Origin of the sequence: Erwinia sp. BNK-24-b (assembly GCF_047456155.1) — a bacterium.
In the GTDB taxonomy this organism is placed as follows: Bacteria; Pseudomonadota; Gammaproteobacteria; order Enterobacterales; family Enterobacteriaceae; genus Erwinia; species Erwinia phyllosphaerae.
The window spans coordinates 2,808,076-2,829,800 of record NZ_CP179901.1 but is presented as its reverse complement, the minus strand read 5'-3'; the positions used below and the strand labels follow the sequence as shown (position 1 = coordinate 2,829,800).

At 42.7% G+C, this 21,725-nt stretch carries 24 protein-coding genes and 4 pseudogenes; 12 read left to right on the top strand and 16 right to left on the bottom strand.

Annotated elements, in window-relative coordinates:
* Positions 1-49: 49 nt before the first annotated feature.
* The 3 genes from mnmA to rluE all read right to left on the bottom strand — a co-directional run bounded on the left by mnmA (position 50) and on the right by rluE (position 2,334).
* Entirely contained in the window at positions 50-1,147 is a 1,098-nt protein-coding gene (gene mnmA, locus ACMGGR_RS12815; RefSeq protein ID WP_246758815.1) for a tRNA 2-thiouridine(34) synthase MnmA, read from the bottom strand.
* Positions 1,148-1,208: 61 nt separating this feature from the next.
* A complete protein-coding gene (locus ACMGGR_RS12810; protein ID WP_246758816.1) occupies positions 1,209-1,682 on the bottom strand; it encodes an NUDIX domain-containing protein in 474 nt (157 codons plus the stop codon).
* Between the two features lie 19 nt (positions 1,683-1,701).
* On the bottom strand, positions 1,702-2,334 hold the full coding sequence (gene rluE / locus ACMGGR_RS12805) for a 23S rRNA pseudouridine(2457) synthase RluE (protein WP_246758817.1): 633 nt from the start codon (positions 2,332-2,334) through the stop codon (positions 1,702-1,704).
* Between the two features lie 130 nt (positions 2,335-2,464).
* Here rluE and icd point away from each other — a divergent pair, with 130 nt between their 5' ends.
* Positions 2,465-3,715 carry an NADP-dependent isocitrate dehydrogenase gene (gene icd, locus ACMGGR_RS12800; protein WP_246758818.1) on the top strand — a complete coding sequence of 417 codons (1,251 nt, stop codon included), beginning with the start codon at positions 2,465-2,467 and terminating at the stop codon, positions 3,713-3,715.
* Positions 3,716-3,813: 98 nt separating this feature from the next.
* Here icd and ACMGGR_RS12795 read toward each other — a convergent pair.
* The 3 genes and pseudogenes from ACMGGR_RS12795 to ACMGGR_RS12785 form a co-directional block, all read right to left on the bottom strand.
* Positions 3,814-4,014 (bottom strand): annotated as a pseudogene (locus ACMGGR_RS12795) (integrase); the annotation flags it as partial.
* A 136-nt stretch (positions 4,015-4,150) separates the two neighbouring features.
* Entirely contained in the window at positions 4,151-4,477 is a 327-nt protein-coding gene (locus tag ACMGGR_RS12790; protein ID WP_414147031.1) for a DUF1493 family protein, read from the bottom strand.
* A complete protein-coding gene (locus ACMGGR_RS12785; protein WP_414147030.1) occupies positions 4,471-4,917 on the bottom strand; it encodes an STM2901 family protein in 447 nt (148 codons plus the stop codon). Before ACMGGR_RS12785 ends, ACMGGR_RS12790 begins: the two co-directional genes overlap by 7 nt.
* Before the next feature lie 221 nt (positions 4,918-5,138).
* Here ACMGGR_RS12785 and ACMGGR_RS12780 point away from each other — a divergent pair, with 221 nt between their 5' ends.
* From ACMGGR_RS12780 to ACMGGR_RS12765, 4 genes are all read left to right on the top strand, one after another.
* Positions 5,139-5,306 (top strand): hypothetical protein, encoded by a 168-nt coding sequence (locus tag ACMGGR_RS12780; RefSeq protein WP_414147029.1) that lies wholly within the window; start codon positions 5,139-5,141, stop codon positions 5,304-5,306.
* A gap of 621 nt (positions 5,307-5,927) precedes the next feature.
* Entirely contained in the window at positions 5,928-6,314 is a 387-nt protein-coding gene (locus ACMGGR_RS12775) for a hypothetical protein (RefSeq protein WP_414147028.1), read from the top strand.
* Positions 6,315-6,570: 256 nt separating this feature from the next.
* Positions 6,571-6,714: a hypothetical protein gene (locus ACMGGR_RS12770; RefSeq protein WP_343215880.1), complete on the top strand. Its 144-nt coding sequence runs from the start codon at positions 6,571-6,573 to the stop codon at positions 6,712-6,714.
* A 382-nt stretch (positions 6,715-7,096) separates the two neighbouring features.
* Positions 7,097-7,279, top strand: a complete 183-nt coding sequence (locus ACMGGR_RS12765) for a hypothetical protein (RefSeq protein WP_414147027.1) — start codon at positions 7,097-7,099, stop codon at positions 7,277-7,279.
* A 223-nt stretch (positions 7,280-7,502) separates the two neighbouring features.
* On the opposite strand, the gene ACMGGR_RS12760 is transcribed toward ACMGGR_RS12765, so the two are convergent.
* Positions 7,503-8,207, bottom strand: a complete 705-nt coding sequence (locus ACMGGR_RS12760; protein ID WP_414147026.1) for a hypothetical protein — start codon at positions 8,205-8,207, stop codon at positions 7,503-7,505.
* 199 nt (positions 8,208-8,406) lie between these two features.
* On the opposite strand from ACMGGR_RS12760, the gene ACMGGR_RS12755 reads away from it, so the two are divergent.
* Both ACMGGR_RS12755 and ACMGGR_RS12750 read left to right on the top strand, forming a co-directional pair.
* Entirely contained in the window at positions 8,407-8,646 is a 240-nt protein-coding gene (locus tag ACMGGR_RS12755) for a DNA polymerase V (RefSeq protein WP_414147025.1), read from the top strand.
* A 140-nt stretch (positions 8,647-8,786) separates the two neighbouring features.
* Positions 8,787-8,960: pseudogene (locus ACMGGR_RS12750) on the top strand (NADP-dependent isocitrate dehydrogenase); the annotation flags it as partial.
* Between the two features lie 98 nt (positions 8,961-9,058).
* Here the strand turns inward: ACMGGR_RS12750 and ACMGGR_RS12745 are convergent.
* From ACMGGR_RS12745 to ACMGGR_RS12730, 4 genes and pseudogenes are all read right to left on the bottom strand, one after another.
* Positions 9,059-9,259, bottom strand: a pseudogene (locus ACMGGR_RS12745) (integrase); the annotation flags it as partial.
* Positions 9,260-9,395: 136 nt separating this feature from the next.
* Positions 9,396-9,713 (bottom strand): DUF1493 family protein, encoded by a 318-nt coding sequence (locus ACMGGR_RS12740; protein WP_414147024.1) that lies wholly within the window; start codon positions 9,711-9,713, stop codon positions 9,396-9,398.
* Positions 9,707-10,174 (bottom strand): STM2901 family protein, encoded by a 468-nt coding sequence (locus tag ACMGGR_RS12735; protein ID WP_414147023.1) that lies wholly within the window; start codon positions 10,172-10,174, stop codon positions 9,707-9,709. Before ACMGGR_RS12735 ends, ACMGGR_RS12740 begins: the two co-directional genes overlap by 7 nt.
* Before the next feature lie 126 nt (positions 10,175-10,300).
* Entirely contained in the window at positions 10,301-10,489 is a 189-nt protein-coding gene (locus tag ACMGGR_RS12730) for a hypothetical protein (RefSeq protein ID WP_414149018.1), read from the bottom strand.
* On the opposite strand from ACMGGR_RS12730, the gene ACMGGR_RS12725 reads away from it, so the two are divergent.
* Complete coding sequence (locus ACMGGR_RS12725; RefSeq protein ID WP_414148960.1) at positions 10,467-10,874, top strand: glycoside hydrolase family 19 protein; 408 nt, start codon at positions 10,467-10,469, stop codon at positions 10,872-10,874. The two genes, ACMGGR_RS12730 and ACMGGR_RS12725, sit on opposite strands and share 23 nt — an antisense overlap.
* Before the next feature lie 339 nt (positions 10,875-11,213).
* Here the strand turns inward: ACMGGR_RS12725 and ACMGGR_RS12720 are convergent, their stop codons facing one another.
* Both ACMGGR_RS12720 and ACMGGR_RS12715 read right to left on the bottom strand, forming a co-directional pair.
* Positions 11,214-11,552 carry a DUF1493 family protein gene (locus ACMGGR_RS12720; RefSeq protein WP_414147022.1) on the bottom strand — a complete coding sequence of 113 codons (339 nt, stop codon included), beginning with the start codon at positions 11,550-11,552 and terminating at the stop codon, positions 11,214-11,216.
* Positions 11,546-12,010 (bottom strand): STM2901 family protein, encoded by a 465-nt coding sequence (locus tag ACMGGR_RS12715; RefSeq protein WP_414147021.1) that lies wholly within the window; start codon positions 12,008-12,010, stop codon positions 11,546-11,548. Before ACMGGR_RS12715 ends, ACMGGR_RS12720 begins: the two co-directional genes overlap by 7 nt.
* 2,442 nt (positions 12,011-14,452) lie before the next feature.
* On the opposite strand from ACMGGR_RS12715, the gene ACMGGR_RS12710 reads away from it, so the two are divergent.
* On the top strand, positions 14,453-15,679 hold the full coding sequence (locus tag ACMGGR_RS12710; protein WP_414147020.1) for an MFS transporter: 1,227 nt from the start codon (positions 14,453-14,455) through the stop codon (positions 15,677-15,679).
* A gap of 3 nt (positions 15,680-15,682) precedes the next feature.
* Here ACMGGR_RS12710 and ACMGGR_RS12705 read toward each other — a convergent pair whose 3' ends face one another.
* The 3 genes and pseudogenes from ACMGGR_RS12705 to ACMGGR_RS12695 form a co-directional block, all read right to left on the bottom strand.
* Positions 15,683-15,892 (bottom strand): hypothetical protein, encoded by a 210-nt coding sequence (locus ACMGGR_RS12705; protein ID WP_414148959.1) that lies wholly within the window; start codon positions 15,890-15,892, stop codon positions 15,683-15,685.
* A gap of 325 nt (positions 15,893-16,217) precedes the next feature.
* Complete coding sequence (locus ACMGGR_RS12700) at positions 16,218-17,480, bottom strand: hypothetical protein (RefSeq protein ID WP_414147019.1); 1,263 nt, start codon at positions 17,478-17,480, stop codon at positions 16,218-16,220.
* Positions 17,481-17,592: 112 nt separating this feature from the next.
* A pseudogene (locus ACMGGR_RS12695) lies at positions 17,593-18,714 on the bottom strand (DDE-type integrase/transposase/recombinase).
* A 265-nt stretch (positions 18,715-18,979) separates the two neighbouring features.
* On the opposite strand from ACMGGR_RS12695, the gene ACMGGR_RS12690 reads away from it, so the two are divergent.
* From ACMGGR_RS12690 to ACMGGR_RS12680, 3 genes are read left to right on the top strand one after another with little or no spacing between them, the layout of a single operon-like run.
* The gene (locus tag ACMGGR_RS12690) at positions 18,980-19,759 is read left to right on the top strand and encodes an ABC-three component system protein (protein ID WP_414147018.1); all 780 of its coding nucleotides are present in this window, start codon (positions 18,980-18,982) and stop codon (positions 19,757-19,759) included.
* Positions 19,743-19,967: an ABC-three component system middle component 7 gene (locus tag ACMGGR_RS12685; protein ID WP_342366741.1), complete on the top strand. Its 225-nt coding sequence runs from the start codon at positions 19,743-19,745 to the stop codon at positions 19,965-19,967. The genes ACMGGR_RS12690 and ACMGGR_RS12685 overlap by 17 nt, the downstream gene beginning before the upstream one ends.
* On the top strand, positions 19,957-21,576 hold the full coding sequence (locus tag ACMGGR_RS12680; protein WP_414147017.1) for a DUF2326 domain-containing protein: 1,620 nt from the start codon (positions 19,957-19,959) through the stop codon (positions 21,574-21,576). The genes ACMGGR_RS12685 and ACMGGR_RS12680 overlap by 11 nt, the downstream gene beginning before the upstream one ends.
* The last annotated feature ends 149 nt before the right edge of the window (positions 21,577-21,725 follow it).

Genomic DNA, 21,725 nt, shown 5'->3' with positions numbered 1-21,725 from the left:
TGTATGCGCCGGTAAGGCGGAAAAGCCGGGCAGGCACCCGGCAAAATCCTTAAAGCGGCAGACGCTCTTCAATAATGCCGCCGCCCAGGCAAACTTCGCCCTGATAAAACACCGCCGACTGGCCTGGCGTCACGGCCGCAACCGGCTCGTCAAAGCGAACTTCCAGCCTGTCGGCGTCCAGCGGCGTTACCGTGCAGGGAATATCGCCCTGGCGATAGCGGGTTTTTACCGTACAGCGGAAGGACGCCGTTATCGTCTCACGATCGACCAGATGCAGCTGCTGGGCAATCAGCCCAACCGACATCAGGCGCGGGTGGTCATGGCCCTGGGCGACAACCAGCAGGTTGTTTGCCACATCCTTATCCACCACGTACCACGGCTCTTCGCTGCCTTCTTTGGTGCCGCCAATGCCTAAACCTTTACGCTGGCCCAGCGTATGGTACATCAGACCCTGGTGTTCACCGACTACTTCGCCTTCCGTGCTGACAATGCGGCCAGGCTGGGCTGGCAAATAGCGGCCCAGGAAATCGCGGAATTTACGTTCGCCGATAAAGCAGATACCGGTAGAATCTTTTTTCTTCGCCGTCACCAGCTCCAGCTCTTCCGCGATGCGGCGCACTTCCGGCTTGGCCAGTTCGCCAACGGGAAACAGGCTTTGCGCAATCTGCTCATGGCCTAGCGTATAGAGGAAGTAGCTCTGGTCTTTGTTATCGTCCAGGCCGCGCAGCAGCTGGCTTTTACCGGCAACATCCTGACGGCGCACGTAGTGGCCGGTGGCGATGAAATCCGCACCCAGATCTTCGGCAGCGAATTCCAGAAAGGCTTTAAATTTGATCTCTTTATTGCAGAGAATATCCGGGTTCGGCGTGCGGCCAGCCTTATATTCTTCAAGGAAGTGCTCGAACACGTTGTCCCAGTATTCCGCCGCAAAGTTTACCGTGTGCAGATGAATGCCCAGCTTGTCGCAAACGGCCTGCGCATCCGCCAGATCTTCTGCGGCGGTACAGTACTCCTCACCGTCGTCCTCCTCCCAGTTCTTCATAAACAGGCCTTCTACCTGATAGCCCTGCTGTTGCAGTAACCAGGCGGAAACGGAGGAGTCCACACCGCCGGACATACCGACGATCACTTTTTTATTTAACGACATGAGAAGTACCCGACTTTGAGTTGCAGTTAAAGGCTGCACTTTAAAATTGCGGCGTATTCTATCACGCGTCAGCGGCGGGCGCATCCTCGCTAAAGGGCCACTGAAAAGCGCTCAGCAGCTCAAGCGGATAGCGGGTTCCCTGCTGGTAAATTCGTAAACTTTCGGCAACCAGCGGAGAACGAAGCTTTTTCGCGCCGAAAATCTCTTCCGGCGGCAGCCATAAAGCGCGATCGATATCGCGATCCTGTGGATAAGCGGGCAGCATTTTTGGTAAATCCAGCGCAAACAGAAAACGCAAAAAAGGTGTGTCGTCAGGCGCTATCCACTGATGAAGATGCAGAAAAGCCTGCGGCACACCCTCAATGCCGGTCTCCTCATACAGCTCACGCGCGGCGGCCTGCAACAGCGTTTCGTTGGCTTCCAGATGACCGGCAGGCTGATTCAGGGTCGCACGACCTCGTACCATCTCTTCTACCACCAGAAAGTGACCTTCCGCCTGGACCACGGTTGCTACGGTAACGTGCGGCTTAAACATGGCTGACTCCTTGCTGTTTTTAGTCGGGGAACTCGCTGGTGACGTCTCGCCATTCACCGGGCGATAAGTTTTCCAGTTCTACTTTGCCCATCGCAAAGCGGATTAAACGTAAAGTAGGGTAGCCGATATGGGCCGTCATGCGGCGCACCTGACGGTTTCGTCCTTCATACAGCGTGATCTTCAGCCAGCTGGTGGGAATGGCTTTTCGTTCACGAATCGGCGGATTACGCGGCCAGATCCATGCGGGTTCGGCGACGATTTCTACGCCAGCCGCCAGGGTCGGGCCATCTTTCAGATTAACGCCATCACGCAGCGGCTGAATATCGCTCTCCTGAGGTGCGCCTTCTACCTGAACATAATAAATTTTTCCGGTACGTTTGCCTGGCTGAGTCAATTTTGCCTGTAATGCGCCATCGTTAGTCAGCACCATCAGGCCTTCGCTGTCGCGGTCCAGACGACCGGCAGCATAAATATTAGTTATTGAAATGTAATCTTTTAGCGTGCTGCGCCCGGCTTCATCGCTGAACTGCGGCAGCACGTCAAAAGGTTTGTTAAAAACGATAACACGACGTGGGCCCTTGTCGGCAGCTTTTGCGCTACGGGCCGCGCCTGGACGTTTAACATGGTGATTATTAAAGGAAGATTTACGCATAGTCATTGCACTTGTTCATAATGGGCGCATTATAACGCAAAGCGGTGAGGATTGGCGCGGCGTGAATATTCAAGTAGTATTGACCCGCATCTTACAAATCATTAACAAAAAGCGTTCTCAGGAGAGGTTAATGGAAAGCAAAGTAGTTGTTCCGGCGGAAGGTCAGAAAATCACCCTGGATCAGGGCAAACTGAACGTACCAAACAACCCAATCATCCCTTTTATTGAAGGTGACGGCATTGGCGTTGACGTGTCTCCCGTGATGATCAAGGTGGTTGATGCCGCTGTACAGAAAGCTTACAACGGTGAGCGTAAAATTTCCTGGATGGAGATTTACACCGGTGAGAAGTCAGTCGAGCTTTACGGTCAGGACGTCTGGCTGCCAGAAGAAACCCTCGATTTAATCAAAGAGTACCGTGTGGCGATCAAAGGCCCACTGACCACGCCAGTTGGCGGCGGTATTCGCTCCCTGAACGTCGCCCTGCGCCAGCAGCTGGATCTGTATATCTGTCTGCGCCCGGTACGTTATTACACCGGCACGCCAAGCCCGGTAAAACGTCCTGAAGATACCGATATGGTGATCTTCCGCGAGAACTCTGAAGATATCTATGCCGGTATCGAATGGAAAGCCGGTACGCCGGAAGCGGACAAAGTAATTAAATTCCTGCGCGACGAAATGGGCGTGAAGAAAATTCGCTTCCCTGAGCAGTGCGGTATCGGCGTTAAGCCTTGTTCGGAAGAGGGCACCAAACGCCTGGTCCGTGCAGCGATTGAGTATGCTATCACCAACGATCGCGACTCCGTGACGCTGGTACACAAAGGCAACATCATGAAGTTCACCGAAGGCGCTTTCAAAGACTGGGGTTACCAGCTGGCGAAAGAAGAGTTCGGCGGCGAGCTGATCGATGGCGGCCCATGGTTGAAAATCAAGAACCCGAACACCGGCAAAGAGATCGTTGTTAAAGACGTGATCGCCGATGCGTTCCTGCAGCAGATCCTGCTGCGTCCAGCCGAGTATGACGTTATCGCCTGTATGAACCTGAACGGTGACTACATTTCCGATGCCCTGGCGGCACAGGTTGGCGGTATCGGTATCGCGCCTGGCGCAAACATTGGCGACGAATGCGCGCTGTTTGAAGCCACTCACGGTACTGCACCTAAATATGCAGGTCAGGATAAAGTGAACCCAGGTTCCGTTATCCTGTCCGCTGAAATGATGCTGCGTCACATGGGCTGGTTCGAAGCCGCAGACCTGATTGTTAAAGGTATGGAAGGCGCGATTGCTGCCAAAACCGTGACCTATGACTTTGAACGTCTGATGGACGGCGCTAAGCTGCTGAAATCTTCAGAGTTTGGTGATGCTATGATTCAGCATATGTAAGCTGCTTCTTGCAACACTAAGCCAACACGATTGTTGAAATTGTGTTGGCTTTTGATAGCCTGCTAGCGGTTATCAAAATTTTATCAAAACCCGCCGTTTTAAAGCGCAACAAGCAACCATCCCTTGCCCCGATCGTCATGATATCTGTCGGTCTGTCTTTGCGATTTATGACCCAGTAAAAGTCTGGTATCCACTCCCTGTTCCCTCGAGAACCGTTCAGACAGCGAACGCTGTTCATGAAACGTTGCCGGCGTCCCTTCAGCCCGGGCAATATTTGCTTTGTCCTGAGCCTTACTGAAGGTCGGCCGGATACGAATGAGCGTTTAGCGAATATGGTAGTGAAGCTGTCAGAAGGCGAGCCGGACCTGGCGGAAGATTTTGCGCTATAGCTATTAAAGTAGCATCAGGCCCGGCCATTGCCGGGCCTTGCCTGAATCAATCGTATAGCCAGCGGCCTGCTTTTGCTGATTCAGCAAACATTGCAACTGTTAGTGGCTTCCGGGATGGCTTTACAGATTTTTTGGTAAACCATTTTCGGAAAAACCATGGGGTTTCCCAGGGGAAATAATTTTCAATATTTAATACAGATACGTCGATACCGAATTTATCTGCATATCTGTCTATCGCCTGTGCCAGATCCTCAACTTCTGCATATTCTTGCAGGATGGTGTCTGGCTTCAGCTGAACGGGTTTCAGGCGTAGAGATGTTACCAGAGGCAGTTCTCTGCGGAAGAAATCCAGAACGTCTTCATCAGTCACCATATCTTGTCGTTTCCTCTGGCTATCCGGTTGTAGTTCGTGGTCGCCCTGAATGCTATTATTGCTATATCAGATGCACAGACTGCCCAGCCAAGCACCGGAACGGTTCGTCCGACGAAAGCGCCAGGATTGTTAACAAATTTGGGCTTCAGGGTTCTGAGGCTGGCATTAGTAAATGTCGGTAGGCGGAACGGCAGCTCTATATTTAGATAACGACGCGAGGTTTCAGAAACTATTGAAGTACCCTTGGTTGCGCCTGCGAATTTACCTCTTGTCGGGCGAGTAGGTTGTCCCAGAATGACACCGACCGCCGCTACAATGTCAGACACACCGAATTGTTCATGTACAGCATCAAGAAAAATCCAGAAAAACAATTCCCCCGCCGAAAGGTTGAAGACTCCTTTGTAGAAATAGGTTCCGTTTAACTCTTCAACAGTATCCATAACTTGTCCTTAAGTTGATAAATTTCCGACTACATGATGAAAGATTTTGATTATTACGTAAACACATGATCGCGGCCTGCAATAGTATCGCTTGCTTCTGTCGATAGGGTCTACTGCTGTATATAAAAACAGTAATTGAGGGGCGTATGGCGTGCTACGACGACATCGGCAGCGCATACAGATAAAGCATCAAAATTGACGGGAAAGGGCGCAGAACGGTAATGGCTGTCGATTTTGTGCAGAACCTGGCGCAATACAATTATATCTGGACGCTGCGCGAGGCGAACGAGTGGATTGAAATCTACCAACTCGGTTTCAAGGACGTTTCGACTGAAGAGGGCGATCGCCGGACATTCCAGTTGTTCAATCCAAACAACGGCGGATTTTGAAGAATTCGCCGCAGATATTTATTCTCCAAAACTCATAGCAGTCAGCTGATTTTAAAGCGGTTTCAAGACACTAATTGTGGAGTAAATCCCTGCATAAAGTATAGGGAAAGTCTGCGCGTATCAGGAACATAACACTACTTTGCAAAAATACTGCTGGGTCACATGGGCTGGTTCGAAACCGCAGACCTGATTGTTAAAGGTATGGAAGGCGCGATATAAGGTTTGCCATTATAGAGTTTGTATTCAAGAACAACTCTGAATTTTGGCGTAGGTAAAGCTCAGTGCTTCCTTTTTTAAGGTAAGTAATAACCCGGTAACTGACAGTATGGTCAAACGCCAGCGTTCGGAAAGGATAAATGCCCTCACATTTCTATGCTGTGAGCACTGGCGCGCATAGCAGCTGTTATAGCTCATTCAGCTGTATCAAGGTTGGTAAAGTACTTGCCCCCTTAGAAAGGGCCAGATTTGAACAGACAAGATCGGAGATGTAGTGGTCTTATAAACATAAAATATTTAAGCCCTGGCATAATCGCGGGGGGAGTTATTGTTTGCATTTTATTAGTACGGCCTTCACCTTTGCCAGTTTTAAGGTTAAAGTTCTTCTTTTCTCAAGGAGGGGCTATGAAATTATTAGCTTTTATTTTTGTATTATTGGCTAGTCCATCTTTTGCCGCCATCAGTAACCCTCAAAAAGCTGCTCAAGATTTATGCGAAATGGAATGGCAAATAACCGATAAGGCTATGGCAACCGATGCAAATATTTCGCATATAGTTGACGGAGAGGTCAAAAAATTCAAAAACTCTGGATATTCATTATCAGATTTCAAGATAGATGAAACTGATTTTGTGAAAGTTTCTATTGAAGGGGCTGAAGGGTTTAGAAAAATGCAAGAAGGAATGACAACTCCTTATTCTGAAGCCAGAAGTTTCTTCAGACAGAGAATGATGCCGATTTGTATAAAAAATGTTTTGGGAAATATTTATAAAGATAGTCAGGATATAAATTAACTTTAATACCTCAAAGGCTCACTTCGGTAGGCCTTTTTTATTTCTCTTATAACACAGCCACCCGCTCATGAAGGCGAAGCTATGAAAATGCCACATAGAGCCCCGGCACCTATGGCCTATTGGCCTCGGTGCTCATTATTTTTATGTCTATATGGGGCAGGCTGATTAAATATATTTTTAGATTTACAGGAAAAATCCAGCGTGGAGCTGGATCGCTGCTCTTGCGCAAGTTGTCGTGCCAGGTTTTGCCGGATTGATGGGCAGACTGCGCGTGATGGAATCGCGCCTCAGCATCTATTACACGCTCGCTGCCGCTGGCATGTCCGGGACAATGGGATCTGCGGCGCTAAATTATTTCTGGGAACGTCTGACAGGGATAAAAAAAAGAAATAAAGCGTAGTTTGCCGTCAGTACAAACTATACCAGTAGCGCAGAATGACACTGATAGCATGAACGTTAATGGATGATACGGTAATGACGTCTTCCGACAGCTTCAGCACATCCCAACTAACGCAGCTTTATGCTATTACAGGTTATGCTACGGGAAACGTTGAACTCAGCAAGAACGGACCCGGTGTAGGAACGTTGACAGCAGTGCCGATTAGCTCGCCGTCTTAGTCTATTATCGGGCTAAGTACGTGGTTTCCATCGACGATTACGTACAGTAATTATACTTCTGGAATGATTATTTTTAATATAGAGTCAGGAGATAGTGAGGGGATCGGTAACGAGCAACTTTCTTATTATTCGGTGGTTTAATTCATCGCAATAAAGGAAAGGTTATGGAAACGGATTTCACAGAACAGGCACGCGATGCTGTATGCCAGTTGTTCGGCGAGGCCGCTATTCAACTGCTGGCCGCAGAGCAGCCGGTCACAAATGAGAGCATGGCAAAGATGATTCGACAGCTATCAGACGGTGATCCGGATTCAGCAGAAGAGTTTGCTTTGCAGATACTTAAATAACAACAGGCCCGGCATTGCCGGGCTTTATATCATTTGGGTTTTTTCTTAAAAAGATAATCGCTAACGCAAAAGGAAATAACCAGATAGATAAAAGTAGTAACATGAAAATAATCAGGCCAGAAGTTGGCTGCAATCATGGCGAAGATTACAGTTGTACATAGCGGCAAGTATATTCTCGTAATTATTCTTATTAAATCTTGCCAAAAAACCCTTAGCATTTTTTTCATGATGTAATCCTTAAAATATTACTCGCTATCTCTTGATCTGTGAGGAATGATCTGCCGAAGTTATCAACTCTATTGATTAAGGGTTCAATAAGAAAATAAAGCATTTCTAATTCTTCTTGATAAAGCGCAGAATAATAAATTAAATTTCTCTTTTTTAGCCTTTCTGCTGCATTCGCGGCTTTTTGGACATAACCGTATAAATTTGCAGTTAAAACAGCTCTTCCTGTCCACAAAGTGGTGGCGCTATCGATAGCAGCGCGCATACCAAAACCTGAACTCACAGCAGAAGCAATTGTATAACTAAAGGAAAGTTTTGTTAATGTTAATGTTGATGTTGTGATCGATGAACCATTTCGTGCTAATATTCGCGTAATATTTCTAATTCTTTCATCGGATAAGCCTCTTACCATTTGGTCAACAAATATAGTGACCATTTCATTTATAACATTAGAGTTTAGGTTTTTTATTATTTTAATAAGCGCCTTGGCAAATCGTATATCTTCAATTTTTTGTTTTTCACAAACATCTTTATAGTTTTCAAAAAAACAAGAGGAATACCATGTCAGACGCTGGATTCCACTTCCAATGAGTTTAGCTTGCTTTAATGCTTCTTCTTTTGTTTTGTGTATGCTTTTTTCCAATAATAAAGATAAATACCTGTCTGCTTCAAGTTTTTCCGCTAGTAATACATTATGTGACATTTTTACAATCCTTGTTGTTTTTCATAGATCTGCTGATGGGGACTCACAACATACACAGCAGAAACATATGGTTATCTATTAACCACAGTTATAATGTGTTCATTTTGTCGTTGTGTAAACAGGTAATCCAGATAAGTTACTTGCCATTTCAAGTCCACCTAAATACTGTATATAAAAGCAGTTTACTGGGAAGGCAGCTATGGCACGCTATGATGACATTGCAGCATACAGAGAAAGTATCAGGATAAGCTCGCAAGGACGCCGGACAGTCGCTACCGTGGATTTTGTGCAAAACCTTGCTAAGTTCAATCACCATTTCACGTTGCGTCAGGCTAATGAATGGATCGAGATCTACCAGTGCATCTTTAAAGATGTATCGACGGAAGAAGGCGACAGGCGAACATTCCAGCTATTAAATCCAAACAATGGTGAATTTTGAAGGATTTGCCGCGGATTTTATTCCCCAAAACTCATAGCAGTGAGCTGATTTTAAAGGGGTTTCAAGACATTAATTGTGAAGCACATCCCTGCATAAAGCATAGGTAAAATCTATGCTTATCAGTAACATAACACTACTTTGCAAAAATACTGCTGCGTCACATGGGCTGGTTCGAAGCCGCAGACCTGATTGTTAAAGGTATGGAAGGCGCGATTGCTGCCAAAACCGTTACCTATGACTTCGAACGTCTGATGGACGGCGCTAAGCTGCTGAAATCTTCAGAGTTTGGCGATGCTATGATTCAGCATATGTAAGCTGCTTCTTGCAACACTAAGCCAACACGGTTGTTGAAATTGTGTTGGCTTTTGATAGCCTGCTAACGGTTATCAAAATTTTATCAAAACCCGCCCTTTTAAAGCGCAACAAGCAACCATTCCTTGCCCCGATCGTCATGATATCTGTCGGTCTGTCTTTGCGATTTATGACCCAGTAAAAGTCTGGTATCCACTCCCTGTTCCCTCGAGAACCGTTCAGACAGCGAAGGCTGTTCATGAAACGTTGCCGGCGTCCCTTCAGCCCGGGCAATATTTGCTTTGTCTTGAGCCTTACTGAAAGTCGACCGGTTACGAATGAGCGTTTAGCGAATATGGTAGTGAAGCTGTCAAAAGGCGAGCCGGACCTGACCGAAGATTTAGCGCTACAGCTATTAAAGTAGCATCAGGCCCGGCCATTGCCGGGCCTTGCCTGAATCAATCGTATAGCCAGCGGCCTGCTTTTGCTGATTCAATTAACATTCCAATCGTAAAAGCTGGCACGGCTACAGGAGGTTTTTTTTTGAATGGATTTAATGATAACGGCTTTTGAGGATAATATGTATTAATATTAAAATTTAGCTTTTTAACTCTAAACTGATTAAAATATATCTCCATCAACTCTTCAGCCTCACTATCGTCCAATTTTAAATCCGCATCAATATCGGTTTCAGCAGTCAATGATAGCTCTTTTAATCCGAATCCGGTGAACGCCCCCACCAACTCAAATATTTTACTTTCAATGTTATCTACCATATTTTATCACTACCTCTTGCAATGCGGTTATAATCTATCATTGTACGATATGTAATTTGCGATACGTCAGACGCTAAAATAAGCCAGCCCATCACAGGAATCGTGCGTCCTACAAATGTCCCTATATTTGCAACCATTCTTATTTTTAGACTTTTGGGATTGGTAATGTGACCAATTAATGTTGGCAGCTTAATCATGTATGGGAACTTTACATTTTTAAAAACACGACGTGAAGCTATTGAGGCTCGTGACGTATTCACAATCGTGCCACCAGGCTTGGTTCTGGTTGGGATATCATTTCTGCCTGAAACTATTGCGATAACCGCTCCTGTATCAGCTATCGTTAAACCCAATTGCTCGACAGTTTTTTCACAAAATATCATGAAAAGCAGCTCACAGGCAGTAAGATTAGATCTACCTGCGTAATAATATGTGTTATTCAGTTCTTCAACAGTATCCATCACTCATCCTTAAGCTAATAATTGTATCGGAGCTGTCAATATGGATTTTTTTCGAGGTTACGTAAACACATAATTGCGGACTGCAACAGTATCGCTCGCTTTTGGTAATGGGCATTACCACTGTATCTAAAAATAGTTGTGTGGGAAGGCAGCAATGGCGCGCTGTGATGACATCAAAACAGCTTTCAGAGAGAGTATCAAGATAGCCCGCGCGGGCGGCGGATGGTTACGACCGTTGATTTTGTACAGAACCTCGCTTAGTTCAATCACCATTTCACGTTGCGTCAGGCTGGTGAGTGGATCGAGATTAAGCATCTGCCACTTTCTTGCGCAGCTTTGTAAAGGAAGTAAGGGCTTTTCTTCATTAACCGAGCAGGGTATAGACCCGAATCATAATGCCTATGAAGGCAACAAGCAGTTGGGAAAAACTAAGCGAGGTGACGGTTATATATCAAGAGGAAGAGGATTCATACCAATCACGGGTCGTTATAATTACGATAAAACTGGCGAAGATTTATACAAAGATTTGATTCATCATCCTGAAATTTTAGCCAGTGATATACTACTCGCCCTTGATTCAGCAGGTCTTTTCTGGACGCAGCATGGGTTAAACAGGCTGGCAGATAAAGATGATATTGTGGCAATGACACACAGGATTAATGGTGGTGAACATGGATTACCTGACAGGCGTTTATTTTAGCCCAAGTAAAGGATGCAATGCTTTAACATGATTACTGCAATATCCGCACACAGCCCAAGGAAACAAAGATAGTATAAGTTAACGCAATATTAATTTTGTCTAAAATTAGCGTACTATCTTTTCAAAGTAGGATTTTTTCGAATGCGTCGCTTGTAAACTTTAAGCCTGTGAGCTTAACGTAAGATAAAAGTGGACGTTAAGCTATTGATATAAAAGGTTTAGGAATGAAGATGCGGCTCCCAGATAAAAAACCGCCCCAGATAAAAAACCGCCCCAGATAAAAAACCGCCAGGTTGGTGACTTCGGCTTAGGCCAGGCCATTGCCGGGCCTTGCCTGAATCAATCGTATAGCCAGCGGCCTGCTTTCGCAGACTCTGCAAACATTCGCACAGTAAATTCTGGCCGATTTTTTAGTTTTTCTTCTTTTAATTTTTTACCATTTATAAGTTGCTTAATGAATGGAATTCTTACTATTGGACAGTAATAATTCATATCTATTACTGATACATCAATTTTAAATTTTTTACCGAAATCTTCTATAGTATACGGTAATTCATCTGGGGCCGCATAATCCTGCAAATGCGTATCAAGTTCAAGAGGGACTGCTTTCCCTTTCCAGTTAACAGGTATAGAAAGATCATCACGGAAAAACTTCAATACTTCTTCATCCGTCACCATATTTTATCCTTACCGCGTGCAATACTATTATAATCACGAACTGTTTTATATGAAATTTTTGACATGTCTGAAGCCAAAATCATCCACCCCCCAACGGGGATAGTACGGCCAGTAAATGTCCCTATTTTAGCAACCATTCTCAGCTTCATCGTCCGGGGTGTATAGCCACCAATAAAGGTCGGCAACCTAATTCCATAGGGAAATTTTGCATTTCCGAAAACCCTACGCGACGCCTTAGATAAGCGCGAGGTTCCCTCGAGCGCATCACGCGGTTTTGTTCGCGTTAACTGATCGTTCCTACCTGCTAAAAGAGCAACGACTGCACTAAAATCCGCGATGCCAAGGCCCAACTGCTCGACAGTTTTCTCACAAAATATCATGAAAAGCAGTTCACAGGCAGTAAGATTAGATCTACCTGCGTAATAATATGTGTTATTCAGTTCTTCAACAGTATCCATCACTCATCCTTAAGCTAATAGTTGTATCAGAGCTATTAATATGGATTTTTTTAGAGGTTACGTAAACACATAATTGCGGACCGCAACCGTATCGCTCGCTTTTAGTAATGGGCATTACCACTGTATCTAAAAATAGTTGTGTGGGAAGGCAGCAATGGCGCGCTACGATGACATCAAAACAGCATACAGAGAGAGTATCAAGATAGCCCGCGCGGGCGGCGGATGGTTACGACCATTGATTTTTTACAGAACCTCGCGTAGTTCAATTACCATTTCACGTTGCGTCAGGCTGGTGAGTGGATCGAGATTTACCAGCGCAGCTTTAAAGTCCTGTTAACGAAAGAAGGTGATGGGCCTGTTCAATCCTTTGCCGTGGTCATCATTGCATTTGTCCGTCATTTTTTGTGATTTTTAGCCCACGAGTTTTTGAATATCAATTCCCTGTTCTGTTTCACCAAAAGGCGGCGATAAAAAAGTCTCCTTCTGTAAGGACAGCATGCGTCGCCGCTGGTCACGCGAAAATGCTTAAAACAGACCTGCCTGGAAGATCTTCGAGAAACTGGAAGACTGCTATTTCAGATGCGTTTCCTGTGCACAAAAAAGCCGTTTACCGGCAAATAGAGATTATGACAGTAAAACTTTTATCTATCTGCGTTGTGGGCTTCCAGTAGCGAAAAAAGATAGCTTATTGAGCTATCTCGACTTGCTATAAAGCAGGCACAAAAAAACGGCTGGTAGCCGGTTTTTTGAAACTGTTCCTGAGAGGTTTAAATATAGCAAACAAGCTTTGACAATAGAGCGATCTGCTATGGGAAAATATGAGGGCTGTGCTGGTCGGTCGCAGTTTCTCGATAAGGGAAAGCGGATGACAGGGATCCGAACCATTATAAAACTGGTCGTCGTAATCATCGTCTGAGTGATGCGATTGGTTACCGATAAAAAAAATAATTGGTGAAACGTAAGTAAGGCGCGCCGATGACACCAATCAGCGCGCTTTTGATATTTTTGTTGTCTGCTTACCGAAGCGTTGTCAGATATTTATATATCCCGTAAAGCTTTAACCCAGATAAGTAAAAATTTAAACGCTGCCGCATGTGTTTTACGACTTAAGAAGGGAAGTAAACCGCTCTTCAATCTATTTTATAAATTTATAGTTAACGATTGCGATTAGTACAGCAGTAATAAAAACCTGGAATATGTTTTTTATTGTCCAAAACTCCTCAGTGGAAAAGTATTTAAAAATTGAATTAACAATAATAAGAATTACGGCGTTTAAAATAGCCCATTTAATTTTGTGAGTTACCACCAGCAAGTTTCCCCATACTGAAATGCTGCTATTGTCGCGCCTAATGCAGCTCCAACGGCCCAGCTCGCAATAGCTTCAACGCCGGATATCGTTACGCCATCGCCAAATGCTCCTGGCATATCCGGGGTTATAGCACTCATAAAAATTCCCTTTTGAATAAATGTTGAGAGTTCGGCCTGTTGAAGCGGTTTTTTATATTAAATATCGTAATTTTTTTCTGTGATGATTATCAAAAGATTGCAGTAAATTTAAGGTTTGAAATGGGGGGCGAATTTTTCCCGGTTGCATGTGCCTGTACCCATCCGACTTATACGGAAAATCGCCAGTTTCTCCGGTGTAAAAACGTATCGAAAATGACCCATAAAATTTGTGATTAACCGAATTTAGTTGTTCTCAACATTAAATAGGTTGTCATAGCCAACAGCGAGGGGAATTAGTCAAGGTTTTTCATGTAAATAATTGGGAAATGGAAAAAGTTGTGGAGCACGGGTTTAATTCAAAAGGAATTGCTTTTTTTAATAATCAGGCGGAACGTGATGCGACGACGTATCAGGCGATTTTGATTGGCCTGAGAAAAAGATTTATCGGATGCATTTTTATTGGTTGTGCTTATTTATTTTGGTTGGAGTTATTTTATTAGAGAAAAAGCTGGTTTATTGTCAACCTCTTTAACATTAGTCTTCCATTTTTTTTGATACCTGGTGCCGTTGAAGTCAGGTGCCCGATTTTATTTTTTATCAAGAGAAATGACTAATTGTTTCGTTCGTTAATATTCGATATTGAAAATTAGCTTCCCATTCCCTCTTTACCTCTCAATACTGTGTGAAAAATTTTTATTAAAATCCAGAAGCAAATTAACGGCGATTTTACCTACGGCACTCCTGCCACAATAAATCAGTGCGCGATAAATAAAACTCATAGCTGAATAAGTATTAGTGATTTTATTTTTCCTTGAAACATACGGATGGTATTTTTCTTTGTTTTATATCCGAGCAGTAATGGGATAACGCTCACAAAAGATTACGGAATCGCTGTTGTCTATTTTATTTTTAATATATTTCTAAAAGGCACCATCAAAAAAACTTTCTTTAAAAAAGCTTCTCTTTTTGTTTCTTATAGCCAATAGCAGGTGAAAAATGAAAACAGGATGGTATAGCGAACTCACCGGAAATGAAAAAAAGACCTGGTGGGCATGTTTAGGTGGATTCGTCCTTGACTCCATGGACAGCACGATTTTTGCGCTGGTGATGCCAATTTTATTAAGCCTGGCCATACTGACTAAATCTGAGGCCGGTATATTAGGCTCCGCATCGTTAATCGGTAGCGCGCTTGGAGGGTGGAGCTCGGGTATGCTGGCCGATCGCTGGGGCCGCATACGCGTCATGCAGCTAACGGTATTATGGGTTGCCTGCTTTACGGCACTTACTGCGCTATGCGGCGAGTTCTGGCAGTTTCTTATCGTTCGTTTTTTACAGGGCCTGGGCTACGGCGGAGAAGTGGTCGTTGGAGGAGTACTAATCAGCGAAGTTATTCGCGCCAGCTATCGTGGACGTGTTGGGGCATCGATTCAAAGTGGATACGCAATTGGCTATGCCATTTCGCTGGCTGTTTTACCTGTTTTACTGAACTTTTTCCCGCAGGAAACGGCATGGAAAGTGTTCTTTTTTATCGGCATAGTGCCTGCGGTTTTAGTGTGGTTCATTCGTCGTCTGGTTCCTGAATCACCCGTTTTTTCAAGGGCAGATAAGAAATCTGGCAAAGTCACAGAGATATTTCAGTCCGGCCATCGTCGTATTACCGTTACGGCCACAATCCTGGCAAGTGGAATATTTGGCGGGGCTTACATAATGATCACCTGGCTGCCAACCTATTTACGTATGGAGCTTGGCTTGCCGGTAGTATCTATGTCCGGCTATTTAGCGATAAATATCCTTGGTTCGTTAGGCGGGCCATTTCTTTACGGCAGGCTAAGCGATAAATTTGGCCGCTGGAAAACTATCATACTGTTTCTACTGTGCCAGATGGCGGTGGTCAGCGTTTATATGTTTGCCATCTTCAGCTTAAATATCACGCTTGTACTGGGGTTTTTTCTGGGTGCTTTGCAGGGCGGTTTAGCTTCAGGTCTGGCACCCGCTTTTTCTGAACTTTATCCAACGCATATTCGCGGTAGCGGGGCTGGTTTTTGTGCCAGCTTTGGACGCGGCTTTGGTTCATTAATGCCTGCTCTGGTAGGAATTGCGTCGAGTCATTTTGCTTTAGGCTATTCGATGGGCATACTGGCGATTGTGTCATATTGCACTGGAATTATTGCCGCGCTGTGCCTGCCAAACGTAACTGGCATTAATCTGACAGAAGTCGATTAGTCATTATTGATGCGGAAGGGTGACTGAATATTTCCCAGCAAAAAGCCCGCTCATAAGAGCGGGCTTTTTAAATTTGGCTCCTCTGACTGGGATCGCCTTTGCCAGTAACTGGCTAATATTAAAGCTAAACCTGAATTCCCTTTCTGTCAAGACCCCCAATGTGACCACCAATCGGCGCTGATGACATAAACTGATTTGAAAGGTCCCGTGCATGTGAGGAATCGTCACGGATTATCTATTCATTATTACTGTTCTCAAGCTCAGTAACTATGAAGGAGGCGCCAGGTAACCCCCTTAATCTGGCCCCTTGAGTAGGGACGATATGGACATAATTATTGAACAGTTATCCACTATCACCCTGCTCTATAAAGGCTGTACAACATTGATAGAGCGGAGTGATTCACCCTGGAGCAGTAACATAACCCTAGACAACTTAGTTAACTATTCAATGACTCAGCGATTAAAAGCTGCGATGGTTTCCTCCACATACGGACACGCCCGAAAAAAACTAACCCATATTATTAATAATTAACTAGACTCACTGATTAGAGTTATTTAGTTGGTTTAGATATGCTATTAGCAATCTTTTAGTTAAGCTATAAGAATCGCTATATATTTTGTACATCTCCTCTTTGTTGTCTTTTAAAGTACCGGCATGAACTAATTGAGATCTATACTCATAGAGTTTATGGAATAATTTCGCGTCCTTACCTTCTAGTAATTCCTTTACTAATATTTTGCAGCTTTTACCTATAGATTCAGTTCTGGCAAAATCTAATGTTTGTATCAATTTTTTCTTGATATTTTCATCAATGTCATTATTTGTGTTAACGGCCGTTACTAAATGGTCTATGCCTTTTTGTTCTTCATCAGATTTTCTGGTTTTATTTGATAAGACTTCAATAACTGTCATTGAAAGTATTATTTTGTTAATAAGTGAATCCTCAAAAATTGATGTTGTAAATATCGATGTAGCCACTTCTAGTTTTTTAAAACTATAGTCGCTAATAGAATGGCTATTAAGCTGATTATAATGCTTAATAAAAGAATCATGAAGTTTATTTGTGTCCGCAGGTTCTTTTTCCTCTGAGTATTTACTATCAAAAGGGATTGATTTCTCTTGAAACATCACAATGCCGTATTTGTCACTAAAGTGAATTAACGGCCTTTCGTAATGCGTATCGTATATAGTTGTATGCTCGGTGAAAAATTTATCTTCGATTGTCGTTCTTATTTTTTCAAATTCAGATTCTGAAGCTAAATTTTTAGGGTAGGTTATTCCAATTCCTAATTCTGAAAAAGCCAATATCAAGGATTGCTCGATTTTTTTTGATGCAATGAAAGCTTCTTTGTAAGTTAGGAACTCTGAAGTCTTGAAAACTAGTGTTTTAGCATTTTTTAAAGTCTGATTTTCATCAGCTTCAATAGTGTACTTGTCAAAAAAATGTAGAGTATTTAGATCAGAACCTAAAGGTTCTGATATTTTGAAGCGGATGTGGAAGCTCCATCTTAATTTATTCGGGTCCATTATATACTCCTCAGAAAATGCTTCTTCTCTTTTTGTTAATTCGCTTTCAAAGAGAGTGATAAATATAGATGATTCAGGTTCTGGGAGTTGTTCAGCGAAACTATAAACTTCAACAATAATATTATTGCTGGCCTCGGTTATCGTTTTATCACCTTTCTCTGTTTGCTTCCAGATCAATTCTGGGAAAATATCCACTAACTGGATGATACTATCAAAATTGGTTGGTCTGAAGAAGGGGACACCAAACAGCTCCCCAAGAAAGTCATTGCTCATAATTACCTCTTTTTATATTAACAAATTAAAAGCATAGTATTGTTTATCTGGTGAGATGCTATTTTATATTAAATGAACATTCCATTTAATATTTAATTACCCAATTTATGATCTATATAATTCTTGGGGGTGCAGATCCTTTGGTTCTGTAGTCAAACCCATTTTTGAATCTCGAATTTTTTGATATTTCCAGTTTTTCAGCCATTAGCCAGTACTCTTCCAGTGTCAGGTTGTTCAGATTCATGAGGGCGGTCGCTGTTGTATTCAATCAACTAGCACTCAGTGAATTTCTTTACATTATCTAGGGCTTTAACAGATAAAAATCCAGAATTTCTGTCTGGATAAACTGTTCGATAAAGGCATTCTGCTTTGAATTTCTCGTTTTGATAAATGCCAGGATTACTCCATGCACTTCAGCCCACTGCGCAAGTGAGACCATTTCCGGACCATGGTCCATCTCAGTTTCAGCGGATAACCCCTATTTGCAAATACCATGTCCAGCACCTTGATCACCCGCTATGCCCGAATAATCTGACCGACTTCTATTTCGAGGGCCTCGCAGTTAAAGTCATCGACGACATAGAGGGTCCGAAAGCGTCTGCCACAGACCCGCGCATCATGCATGAAGTTGATCAACAGTTCTGGTTAAAGGCCTCAGGTGTTACCAGAGGCTCTGGGTTACGCGCTGGCAAACGTTGCTTTCCCTGGAGACGAAAGTTCAGTTTCAGGAGGAAGTAAATCTGATGAACGCGTTATGGTTCTCGATGTTACCCTGCTTGAACAGCAACTGGAACAACTTCTTAAACCGTATTGCCGGTAGCGCTCTGCCTGCTCAGTCAGCACCGGGGTCACCGGTTTATCGTGTTGGGTGAAAATAGACCCTCCTGCTCAGCGATAGCCTCCAGCAGGTCTAGAGGATGTCCGTGTTAAATTGTGCAGTCAGATAACCGACGAGCTCAGACCTTATCGATGGTTTTGCAGATGTTTTTTGATGACGTCTTTAAGTGTCTGGCATTTAAGGCTGAGATCAGCAAACATCGCTTTAAGTAAACTAAACGGTTTCATCCGCCAAGTCATTTATCGTTTAAATATCATAGGCTTCCATACTTCTAAGCTTCGCTTTTCAGTTGTAAAAGCTGGCTTCACACGGCAGACACCCTTAGCGGTATGTCCGGCTTCGACGGACTTCTAGTACGGCAATGATCCATTGTTCGGTGTATCTGCCTTTAGGCATGGTGCTCTCCTCAGGGGACATAGTCAGTATGTCGGAAGACCTCTGAATGTGATTGGTTCGTTTTACCCGGATACTTACAATTGAACTTATGTACAAAATCTGAGATTGTTTTAACATTTGATGGCATCAAACAAATTTAGTGGGCTGTACTGATAATGGGCTAAGGGATTGTTGACTGCTTTAGCCGTGGGCTGAAATCCACGCGCTCATAATGCTTTTGAGTCCATTAGGGTAAAGAACCAAAATTGAGTAGGATATCAATTATATGGCAAATCCAAGAGTTAAATACCATGCTAATGAACACAGCATTCTATATGCGGAGACTGGAGGCTGTTGTCCGCTCTGTGCGTTGGCTATGATGTTTAAGAAAGCAAGTTCAAGGTATCCAACTATAGGATATGAGATAGCTCATATTTATCCATTAAATCCGAATAAATTACAGGCAAAGGCTCTTGAAAAATATTCAGCACCGGATGACATCAATTCCCTTGATAATGTAATTCTCTTATGCCCGAATTGCCATACAAAGTATGACAAAGATTTCAAAATCGAAGAGTATCTTCGACTTTATAATATCAAAAATGGATATCTTAGTGAGGCAAAAGCAAAACAAACAGCCTCTCAATATGCCCTGCAAAATGAGGTTTGCGAAATATTAGATCTCATTGTGCTTGATGAAGATATTTTTGATGATTTGTCTGAGACTAACCTAGACGTCAGCTCCCTTAATGAAAAACTAAAGACCGATATGAGTCCTTTACAGAAGCGAGAGATTCGTTCAAATGTTATCGACTATTTTATGCCCATTAGAAATCATATCCGTCTTATCGAACAGTTGGATCAAGCTGCAATAAGAATCTTGCAGAATCAAGTAAATTCCTATTATCTGGTGATGGAAAAGCAAAACCCTAATAATAAAGATTTGGTTTTTAACTATATTTCACAATGGATAAGCTTGAAATCTGGTAAATCGATTATCGCATCTAAGATCCTGACATCATTTTTTATCCAAAATTGCGAGGTCTTCGATGCTAGTTCCAACTAAATTCACGACTCTTGAGGAATCGACCATTTTTAAAATGCTAGTCATTTTAAAAAATAAAACAGACGACGAAAAACTGTCTAATTTATTGATCAGAACTTCTGAGGGTTTTCAAGACACTTCTGAATTCTTACATGCTTTAGATATCCTATATGTTCTTGGTTTGATTGATTTTGATTCTTCGATGGAAACGATAAAGTATGTTAATTAAAATAATCTGCCCACTTTTAAATCATGGTGAAATATCATTCAATAATGGTCTAAATGTAATACTTGGCGATGATAATGCTAAAAACTCAATTGGAAAATCCTCTGCTTTGATGGTCATTGATTTTGCTATGGGCGGTAGGTCTCTTCTGGATGACAAGGCTGGTGTTATCAAATCAATGGGGCACCATGATTATATCTTTGAATTTATTTTTGATGATATTAGATATTACTTTAAACGCTCAACAAATGAATCGAGTGTGGTTCAAGTCTGTAATATAAATTATAAAGAAGTCGGTGAAATTAGTATTGATGAGTATACGGAAAAACTCAAGGTACTCTATAATTTAAATCATCTAAAAAGCAGTTTTCGTTCACTTGTTAGTCCTTTCAGTCGAATATGGAATAAAGGTGCATTAGACCCTGAACAACCATTTTCTGGAGATGTAAAAGAATCAGCAGGAGTAGCTATTGGGCGCCTCATTGATTTTTTTGAATACACGGAAGAAATAGCTGAAGAGAAGTCTACTTTAGACGAGTTTAATGAAAAGAAAAAACTTATATCCAAGTCAATGAATGCTCAAATCATCCCCAAGATCAACAAGACTAAATATAAGGAAAATCAGAAAACAATCACTGAAAACACTGATGCTATTAAAGCGCTGAAACAGGGATTTACAGGAGCGCTAAGTGCTTATGAAGCTCTTTTCGACGAACAACTGCGAAAACTTCAGCAGCAAAAAAATGAATTGGTCAGCCAAAAAAATGATGCACTTATAAAAGTTGAACGAATTAATCGAGATATCTCAGGTATCACGCCGAGATTAACTGCTAATATTGCTCTTATTAAAGAATTTTTCCCTAATGTAGATGCTAAACGACTTGAGCAGGTTGAGTCTTTTCATCAAAATATTACAAAAATAGTGCATAGGGAACTTAAGAGAGATCTTGATTTATATTCTGACCGCTTATTAGAAATCGATGCTGCGATCATTGGTTTGGAAAATAAAATACAAACTGGATTGGCATCAAAGGGAACGCCGGATGATTTATTCATGCGAGTGTTCGAACTAAAAGAACTTGTGGATAAAGCCGCTGAGGAGAATAGTTTTTACGATAAAAAAGTAGCCTTTGACAAGGACGTGCTGCTATCTAAAGAACGCTTGGAAGCGATATATATTGGTATATTTCGTAATATAGAATCTGCACTAAATATTAAACTAAAAAACTTCAATAAAGTAGTTTACGGGCCGAGCCGAAATGCATCTCAGCTTAGGATAAAAAATGCAAATTCATACAACTTCATCTCGCCTGAGGATACTGGTACTGGTAAGTCTTTTGCAGGCTTAGTTGCATTCGATCTTGCTATGCTTTCATTAACTAACCTGCCATTCATAATCCATGACTCAGTTATCTATAAGAATATTGAGGTGCCTGCTACAGGGCATATAATTCGAATTCTAGCATCTGTTAAACGTAAGCAGGTATTCCTTTCTTTTGATGAGGCTGCAAAATTTGGTACTAAAATTGAACAATTGCTGCGGATTCATACCGTTCTCAAGTTGAGCGATAACGATCTTCTCTATACTAAAGACTGGAGAGAGCAGCAATAGTTGATCGATATGTACTAACTCTCATTACTGGCTAGAATAGCCTGTAATGAGAGTAAATGACGAGTACATTTCCAACATTTCTTTTAATGGATCACTTGGTAAGTGGGCGGCGAAGAAATTCGTCGCCGCCGGATGAAACATTACTATGG

Bases quoted from the DNA above. Each gene is read 5' to 3' on its own strand.
- ACMGGR_RS12710 (WP_414147020.1), top strand. From the start codon at position 14,453: ATGAAAACAGGATGGTATAGCGAACTCACCGGAAATGAAAAAAAGACC.
- ACMGGR_RS12715 (WP_414147021.1), bottom strand. From the start codon at position 12,010: ATGGATACTGTTGAAGAACTGAATAACACATATTATTACGCAGGTAGA.
- ACMGGR_RS12790 (WP_414147031.1), bottom strand. From the start codon at position 4,477: ATGGTGACTGATGAAGACGTTCTGGATTTCTTCCGCAGAGAACTGCCT.
- ACMGGR_RS12730 (WP_414149018.1), bottom strand. From the start codon at position 10,489: ATGCTTAATCTCGATCCACTCACCAGCCTGACGCAACGTGAAATGGTG.
- ACMGGR_RS12690 (WP_414147018.1), top strand. From the start codon at position 18,980: ATGGCAAATCCAAGAGTTAAATACCATGCTAATGAACACAGCATTCTA.
- icd (WP_246758818.1), top strand. From the start codon at position 2,465: ATGGAAAGCAAAGTAGTTGTTCCGGCGGAAGGTCAGAAAATCACCCTG.
- ACMGGR_RS12775 (WP_414147028.1), top strand. From the start codon at position 5,928: ATGAAATTATTAGCTTTTATTTTTGTATTATTGGCTAGTCCATCTTTT.
- ACMGGR_RS12680 (WP_414147017.1), top strand. From the start codon at position 19,957: ATGTTAATTAAAATAATCTGCCCACTTTTAAATCATGGTGAAATATCA.
- ACMGGR_RS12705 (WP_414148959.1), bottom strand. From the start codon at position 15,892: ATGCACGGGACCTTTCAAATCAGTTTATGTCATCAGCGCCGATTGGTG.
- ACMGGR_RS12735 (WP_414147023.1), bottom strand. From the start codon at position 10,174: ATGGATACTGTTGAAGAACTGAATAACACATATTATTACGCAGGTAGA.
- ACMGGR_RS12770 (WP_343215880.1), top strand. From the start codon at position 6,571: ATGGGCAGACTGCGCGTGATGGAATCGCGCCTCAGCATCTATTACACG.
- rluE (WP_246758817.1), bottom strand. From the start codon at position 2,334: ATGCGTAAATCTTCCTTTAATAATCACCATGTTAAACGTCCAGGCGCG.
- ACMGGR_RS12760 (WP_414147026.1), bottom strand. From the start codon at position 8,207: ATGTCACATAATGTATTACTAGCGGAAAAACTTGAAGCAGACAGGTAT.
- ACMGGR_RS12700 (WP_414147019.1), bottom strand. From the start codon at position 17,480: ATGAGCAATGACTTTCTTGGGGAGCTGTTTGGTGTCCCCTTCTTCAGA.
- ACMGGR_RS12780 (WP_414147029.1), top strand. From the start codon at position 5,139: ATGGCTGTCGATTTTGTGCAGAACCTGGCGCAATACAATTATATCTGG.
- ACMGGR_RS12720 (WP_414147022.1), bottom strand. From the start codon at position 11,552: ATGGTGACGGATGAAGAAGTATTGAAGTTTTTCCGTGATGATCTTTCT.
- ACMGGR_RS12685 (WP_342366741.1), top strand. From the start codon at position 19,743: ATGCTAGTTCCAACTAAATTCACGACTCTTGAGGAATCGACCATTTTT.
- mnmA (WP_246758815.1), bottom strand. From the start codon at position 1,147: ATGTCGTTAAATAAAAAAGTGATCGTCGGTATGTCCGGCGGTGTGGAC.
- ACMGGR_RS12755 (WP_414147025.1), top strand. From the start codon at position 8,407: ATGGCACGCTATGATGACATTGCAGCATACAGAGAAAGTATCAGGATA.
- ACMGGR_RS12765 (WP_414147027.1), top strand. From the start codon at position 7,097: ATGGAAACGGATTTCACAGAACAGGCACGCGATGCTGTATGCCAGTTG.
- ACMGGR_RS12740 (WP_414147024.1), bottom strand. From the start codon at position 9,713: ATGGTAGATAACATTGAAAGTAAAATATTTGAGTTGGTGGGGGCGTTC.
- ACMGGR_RS12785 (WP_414147030.1), bottom strand. From the start codon at position 4,917: ATGGATACTGTTGAAGAGTTAAACGGAACCTATTTCTACAAAGGAGTC.
- ACMGGR_RS12810 (WP_246758816.1), bottom strand. From the start codon at position 1,682: ATGTTTAAGCCGCACGTTACCGTAGCAACCGTGGTCCAGGCGGAAGGT.